Source organism: Ensifer sp. ZNC0028 (genome assembly GCF_000799055.1).
Lineage (GTDB): Bacteria > Pseudomonadota > Alphaproteobacteria > Rhizobiales > Rhizobiaceae > Ensifer.
Genome location: NZ_JTLA01000121.1, coordinates 1 through 6330 on the forward strand (window position 1 = coordinate 1; position 6330 = coordinate 6330).

At 63.9% G+C, this 6330-nt stretch carries 6 protein-coding genes and 1 pseudogene; 4 read left to right on the forward strand and 3 right to left on the reverse strand.

Annotated elements, in window-relative coordinates:
* Together L981_RS26980 and ssuD are read right to left on the reverse strand one after the other, a co-directional pair.
* On the reverse strand, positions 1–850 hold an 850-nt coding region (locus L981_RS26980; RefSeq protein WP_043623711.1), incomplete at its 3' end, for an FAD/NAD(P)-binding protein.
* Complete coding sequence (gene ssuD, locus L981_RS26985; protein WP_043623714.1) at positions 847–2040, reverse strand: FMNH2-dependent alkanesulfonate monooxygenase; 1194 nt, start codon at positions 2038–2040, stop codon at positions 847–849. The genes L981_RS26980 and ssuD, both read right to left, overlap by 4 nt.
* Before the next feature lie 190 nt (positions 2041–2230).
* On the opposite strand from ssuD, the gene L981_RS26990 reads away from it, so the two are divergent.
* The 4 genes from L981_RS26990 (at position 2231) to L981_RS27005 (ending at position 5665) form a co-directional block, all read left to right on the forward strand.
* Positions 2231–2779: a flavin reductase family protein gene (locus L981_RS26990; RefSeq protein WP_082006172.1), complete on the forward strand. Its 549-nt coding sequence runs from the start codon at positions 2231–2233 to the stop codon at positions 2777–2779.
* Between the two features lie 167 nt (positions 2780–2946).
* Positions 2947–3954 carry a taurine ABC transporter substrate-binding protein gene (tauA, locus tag L981_RS26995; RefSeq protein WP_043623717.1) on the forward strand — a complete coding sequence of 336 codons (1008 nt, stop codon included), beginning with the start codon at positions 2947–2949 and terminating at the stop codon, positions 3952–3954.
* A gap of 71 nt (positions 3955–4025) precedes the next feature.
* Positions 4026–4817, forward strand: a complete 792-nt coding sequence (locus L981_RS27000; protein WP_043623720.1) for a taurine ABC transporter ATP-binding protein — start codon at positions 4026–4028, stop codon at positions 4815–4817.
* Positions 4814–5665, forward strand: coding sequence for an ABC transporter permease subunit (locus tag L981_RS27005; protein WP_043623723.1), 852 nt, complete (start codon positions 4814–4816; stop codon positions 5663–5665). The genes L981_RS27000 and L981_RS27005 overlap by 4 nt, the downstream gene beginning before the upstream one ends.
* Before the next feature lie 10 nt (positions 5666–5675).
* On the opposite strand, the pseudogene L981_RS35255 reads toward L981_RS27005, so the two are convergent.
* Positions 5676–6330, reverse strand: a pseudogene (locus tag L981_RS35255) (hypothetical protein); the annotation flags it as partial.

A 6330-nucleotide genomic window follows, 5' to 3' on the forward strand; every position in this document is an offset into this window, starting at 1 on the left:
CATCGAAAACCGCATGCCAGCTGAGCCCCGCCAAAGCGGCCTGCCGCACCGCCAGGCGCACGCGTCGAAGAAGCTCGAGCGCGGTTCGCGCCGGGTTGCTGACGAAATCGCCGAAGGGTTCCTGCGCTTTTCCCGCATGGCCGCGCGAGCGAAGGCCGCGGCGCGACAGGGCGACGATCGAGCCGCGGTGGTCGGCGAGCCTCAGCGACGCAATCACATCCGCCGCCGTCAGGCCGTTTCCAAGCACCAGAACGTCATCATCGGGACGAAGGCAGGCAAGGGAGCCGGCAACGGTGGTATCAGTGACGAAACGCGGATGGCCTTCGAGCGCCTGCGCAATGCTCTTCGGCGCACAAGGCGAGGGATGCGTCGTGGCGATCACGACGATATCGGCCAAAAGGTCCGTCCCGGCATCGGAGGTCAGCTTCCAGCGCATTCCACGCCGCTCGATACGAGTGATGCGCTCGCGCCGGTGCATGACCTTGCCGCTCCGCACGAACGGCGCGACGAACGCGCCGACATACCGCCCGAACACCGCCCGCCGCACATAGAGATGGCCGTCGGCTGCCCTCGCCTCCGGGTCGCCGCACGGCTCGCCATTGGCCTCCAGCCAGTTCAGAAAGTTGTCGGGATCATCGGGAACGAGGCTCATGCGGGCAGCGGGCACATTGGTGCGATGGGCGGGATTGCCGGTGTCGTAGGCAAGTCCGGCACCCAGACAGTCTCGCGGCTCGAAGACCACGATGGCTGCGCCGTCGCTGGCGGCATTGCGCGCAAGGCTTGCCGCGACCACCGCGCCGGTGAAACCGCCGCCGACGATGGCAATGACCGTTCGCCGCACAGCTGTCACGACTGGGAAACCTTCAGCTTCGGGCGATGATCGCCGGCGATGGTTTCGCCGAACGGCCCGGTGTTGATCGACGTCTCCCTCGCCGGGATGGCGTGGGCCAGCGGCAGATGCGGCAGTACCAGTTCGCCGAAGCGATAGGCCTCTTCGAGATGCGGATAACCGGACAGGATGAAGCTGTCGATGCCGACTTGTCGGTATTCTTCCATGCGCGCTTTGACTTGATCGGGATCGCCGACGAGCGCCGTGCCTGCCCCTCCGCGCACCAGGCCCACGCCGGCCCAGAGATTGGGAGCGATTTCGAGCTTATCGCGCCGGCCGCCATGCAGGCGGCTCATGCGGCTCTGACCAACCGAATCCATGCGCTCGAACACCTTCTGTGCGGCGGCAATCGTTTCGTCGTCCACATATTGTATCAGTTCGTCGGCCGCCTGCCAGGCTTCCTTTGCGGTCTCGCGAACGATGACATGAAGACGGATACCGAACGTGACCGCCCTGCCCTCGGCATCGGCCAGGGCGCGAACTTCGGCGATCTTCTTGGCGACGTCCTCGACCGGTTCGCCCCAGGTCAGGTACTTGTCGATCGTGCGCGCTGCCACCTCCTGCCCCTTGCCGGAAGAGCCGCCGAAATAAAGCGGCGGGTGGGGCTGTTGCGCGCACGGGAACAGGAGCTTGCCGCCTTCGATGTCGAAGTGATTTCCCTTGAAATCGACTTCTTCTCCGCGAAGCACCGCCTTGTAGATGTTCAGGAATTCCTCGGTCACCTCGTAGCGTTCACCATGCGCCAGATGAATGCCGTCGCCCTTGTTTTCGATCGGATCGCCGCCGGTTACGACGTTGATCAGCAGCCGCCCGCCCGAGAGACGGTCCAGCGTCGCCGTCATGCGGGCCGCGAGCGTCGGCGAGAGCAGGCCAGGCCGAACCGCGATCAGGAACCGCAGCTTTTCGGTGAGCGGTGCCAGCGCTGAGGCAACCACCCAGCTGTCCTCGCAGCTCCGCCCCGTCGGGATGAGCACGCCATAATAGCCGAGCGTATCGGCGGCCTGCGCGACCTGCTTGAGATAGTTGAGATCAACGTTTCGCCCGCCACGCGTGGTTCCGAGGTAGCGACTGTCGCCGTGAGTCGGCAGGAACCAGAGCACATTGATCTTTTCCGGGATCTTCTCGGGGATTTCGTTGGGCACAATTCCCATTCGCGCAGGCCTCCTCACAGGTTCCTTTCGGAGGCAGCCCAGAAGGCTCCTCGATTGGCAAAAAGCATAAACTCTATAAAATTTATTGACAATAAGAATTCGGACGATCATCCTTGATATGAGGAAAAATTTTTCCCGGATCAGCTGTCGGCAACCGGGAATTAGATTTAAATTTTTCGAGGATTTGGCCATGACCATCGCGCTTGCCGCTTCTCCCGCATTCGATGCCATCGTTCCGACCGCCAATGGCTACGGGTCGATCACCACGCCGGCGCTGAAGGCGGCCATGCGCAACTTCTCAGGTGGCGTCTCCGTCATCACCGCGGGGATAGGTGAGGAGCGCACCGGCGCTACCGTGACCTCCGCCACAGCACTCGCCGTCGATCCGCCGACCATGATCGTCAACATCAACCGCACGTCCTCCACCTGGCCGGTCATCGAGCGCTACCGGCATTTCTGCGTCAACCTTCTGTCGCGCGAGCAGCAGAGGGTCGCCGAGCGCTTCTCCGGTGTCGACGGCGCCAAGGGTCCGGCCCGCTACGATGGCGCTGAATGGATCCGGCTTGCCAGCGGCGCATCGGCGCTTGCCGGCGCGCTCGCCGCCATCGATTGCGAGGTCGAGGAGATCATCGAGCGCCATAGCCATGCGATCATCCTCGGCCGGGTGGTGGCGATTACGGCCGGGACAGGCGAACCGATCGTCTACCACAACGGCCGCTACGGCGGCGTGCAGTTCTGACGCTGCATTCCTGCATGGCACAGCGCGCCGCCAGAGATTTCGATTTTGGAAAGCACTCTCTGCAAAGCGGCAAAAAGCGGAATAATTTATCTATATAAAATCCATGCTTTTAATCAACATAACGTCAGGACTTCCCGAGGAAGCCGCAACCCGTTGAGGAGCATACGATGACGATCCGCAGACGCATCCTTCTTGCCGCCAGTGTCGCCCTCTTGGCCGCAAGCCAGTTTTCCCTTCCGGCCCATGCAAACGAAACGACGCTGACCATCGGCTACCAGCCGATCGTCGAACCATCGCGCGTGCCGCAGGCAGACGGAACCTATGAGAAGGTGACCGGCGCCAAGATCACCTGGCAGAAGTTCGACGGTGGGGCCGATGTCATTGCGGCCCTTGCGTCCGGGTCGATCGACATCGGCTATGTCGGATCCTCGCCGCTTGCTGCCGCCGCGAGCCGCCAGATCCCGCTCGAAACCATCTTCGTCGTCGGCCTGATCAGTGACGCCGAGGCACTGGCGGTCAAGGGCATCGACAAGCCGGAAGAGCTTGCCGGCAAGAAGATTGCAACGCCCTTCGTCTCGACGGCGCATTACAGCCTGCTCACCGCCTTGAAACACTGGAATGTTGATCCGAAGTCGGTCGAGATCCTCAACCTCAGGCCGCCGGAGATCGCCGCTGCATGGCAGCGCGGTGATATCGATGGCGCCTATGTCTGGGATCCGGTTCTGTCCGAAATCAAGAAGACCGCAACCGTGCTTGCGACATCGAGCGACGTCGCGAAATGGGGCGGACCGACCTTCGACGCCTGGATCGTCAGCAAAAAGTTTGCCGATGAACATCCTGAAATCGTCACCGGATTCGTCAAGGTGACCGGCGACGCCTATGCCGATTACCGCGCCAAGCCGGAAGCCTGGAGCGCAGGCTCGCCTCAGGCCGAGAAGATCGCACGGCTCACCGGCGCAAAGCCTGAGGAGGTGCCGAACCTGCTCAAGGGCTATTACTTCCCGTCGCTCGAAGAACAGGCGAGTGCCGATCTCCTCGGCGGCGCGACAGTCAAGGCGATCGCCCAGACCTCGGCCTTCCTGCTCGAACAGGGCAAGATCCCGGCAGTCCTTCCCGACTACGCGCCTTACGTTTCCGCCCGCTGGGCGCAGGAAGCGGCAAAGCTCTCGTTCTGACGTTCACTCAATTGCTGCCCGCCCGGATGAAATCTTCGGGCGGGCACACGGCAGTATGCCAGGAGAACAGCATGTCCGTCCTCTCGCTTGAGAATGTCACCTTGCGATATGGAGCCGATGCCGGCCGCAACACGCCGGTGCTTGCGTCAATCGATCTGTCGATCGGCCACGACGAATTCGTCGTCGTCATCGGACGCTCCGGTTCCGGCAAGACCAGCCTTCTCAATCTGGCGGCGGGTTTCGTGAAACCAAGCGGCGGGCGTATTCGGCTCGATGGCGCGCCGGTCACCGGCCCCGGCGCAGAGCGCGCCGTCGTGTTTCAGGACGATGCCCTTTATCCGTGGCTGACGGCCCTCGACAATGTCGCCTTTCCCCTGCGCCTGCGCGGTTTGTCCAGAGCGGATCGGCTTGAGCGGGCCCGAACTCTTCTCGACCAGGTGGGGCTCAGCGATGCAGCCGAGCGGCATGTCTGGGAACTGTCGGGCGGCATGCGACAGCGTGTCGGCATCGCCCGCGCGCTTGCCTCCAGCCCGAAGTTTCTGTTGATGGACGAGCCGCTTGGCGCGCTCGACGCCCTGACCCGAAGCCGTATGCAGGGCTTTCTTCTCGACATCTGGCAACAGAACCGCGTCGGTGCCCTCCTGATCACCCACAGCATCGAGGAGGCGCTGCTGCTCGCAACGCGCGTCATCGTGCTTGCCCCCAACCCCGGCCGGATCACCAGCGAAATCTTCACGGCCTTCGGCCGCGATCACCTCGCCGGGACGCCGCTTTCGGAAATCCGCAGCTCAGCCGCTTTTCGCCACCTGCAGGACGAATTGACCGTGCTCATCCATGCCGAAGAAGAAGGAATTGCCGCATGAGCATCTCGGCTGAAGGCCTGCCGCCGATCATGCCGGCGGCGCGCCACGTGGATGAGCACCGGGAACAGAGCGCCGAGCGACCGCCGTTGCCGCTTGTCTGGATTTCGCTCGCGACGATCACGGCACTGCTTTTCCTCTGGAGCCTTGCCTCCAGCTATACCCTCGTCTCGCCACTGTTCCTGCCGTCACCGGTCGCCGTCTACCAGGCACTGCGGAGCCTTGCCGTCACCGGCTTTGTCGATGCGACGCTCGCTGAGCACGTCGGCGCCAGCCTGCTGCGGATCTTCGGCGCGCTTGCCGTCGCCCTCATCATCGGCGTTCCCGCCGGCCTTGCCATCGGAGCGAGCCGTGTCGGCAAGGGCATACTCGATCCGATCGTCGAGTTCCTGCGGCCGCTGCCGCCGCTTGCCTATCTGCCCCTGGTGATCATCTGGCTCGGCATCGGCGAGGCATCGAAGATCGCGGTGATTGCCCTGGCCATGCTTCCGCCGGTCATCCTTTCGACGGCAACGGGCGTCCGTTCCGCATCGGCCGATCACGTCAACGCGGCGCGCTCCTTCGGCGCGTCGCGCCTTCAGGTCCTGCGCCATGTCATCGTGCCGAGCGCCCTGCCCTCGATCCTCACGGGTACCCGCATCGCGCTCGGTGCCGGATGGTCGACGCTGGTGGCTGCCGAACTCGTCGCCGCAACCCGGGGCCTCGGCTTCATGATCCAGTCCGCCGCCCAGTTTCTTGTGACCGACGTGGTGATCGCCGGCATCGTCGTCATCGCTGCCGTCGCCTTCCTGTTCGAACTGGCGGCACGCCTGATCGAGCGCTGGCTCGTACCCTGGGCAACGCGGCGGTAAGCGGCAAGCGTCAGCCGGTTTTCAGAGTGACCCGGTTGCGGGTCGCGATCAATCGCGCCGCGGCATAGGTCTGCGTGACGATCTCCGGCACCAGATCGATGTCGGGCAGGCTGCCGACGCCGAGCGGCCCGATCGCGTAGAGATTGCGCGTCGGACCTCCGCCGGAAAGCACTTCACCCGCCGGGCTGACGGCTATGCCGAGATCGAGTTCGTCGGGTTCGGCAAGGCCGCCGGAAAAAAGGCTCTGCATCAACGGCGCCTGAAGATCTGGCGCCGAGCAGCGACAATCGATCACCTGATCGGCTGACATCAGCGTCTCCTCGCTTTCACCGGCAAAGCGCACCATCAACCCTTCCGGACGGCGCCGGCCGGCCCAGCCCTTGCGCAGCACTGTCCGCTCGCTCGCTAACTCCTGCCGAAGACGCAGGTAGAGGGGTGCCGGCAGGCGGTTGCGGTGGCTGTCGTAGATCGAGCGAAGGTGCCTGTTGAAGCGGTGTTTCTCTTCCTCGGGCAGCGCCTGCCACAGCGACCGCGCCCGACGGCGCAGGCCGTTCATGGCCGCCTGCCAACCGAGCCCTGCCGCCTCGGCCTCCGCACAGGCCTGCCGGACGAAACGAACGATCTCGCCGAGCCGCGTCGGCATCGGCTCGACGGGAAAGGTCGGC